Below are 476 nucleotides of genomic sequence, written 5' to 3' on the forward strand. Positions count from 1 at the left end.
TTATAATACTAACTTTTATCTAAAGGCGGATGGCTTGGCTAGCTTAAGTGCCAATGCTAATGCAGTAGTAAATGGTAAGCTAAATTTACTGCCATATCTTGGTACAAATGCACAAAACCAAACTAATCTGTATGATTGTACTAATCAGTTATGTTTAAGTAATGTTGATGTTAAATTTGCTAACTATGGATTACTCGAAAAAGTAGCTCGTCAGACAAACAATGATCCAAATACAACACCACAGCAAATTTTAGGATCTTACGGTGCATTATTACAACTTTTTGCAGTACAACAGCAGGATAAGTTTTTACAGCAAACATTATCAGCATTTGCTATATTTTTGCAAAATCCTAAAAATATAGCTATTCATGCTAAAGCAAATAAACCAGTTAATGAAAATGCATTACTGAACATGCTAGTTGCTGATGCTAAAACACTTAAAAAGTACAAACCAGTCAATAGTAATGGTAATGTCG

1 protein-coding gene is annotated in these 476 nt (G+C 32.4%); it reads left to right on the top strand.

The window, feature by feature from the left end; translation table 11 throughout:
• The coding region (locus J5M58_RS26615; protein ID WP_207880353.1) for a hypothetical protein at positions 1-476 on the top strand (476 nt) is incomplete at both ends.

The sequence above is a fragment of the Pseudomonas sp. 32_A genome (genome assembly GCF_017490905.1).
Lineage (GTDB): Bacteria > Pseudomonadota > Gammaproteobacteria > Pseudomonadales > Pseudomonadaceae > Aquipseudomonas > Aquipseudomonas inefficax.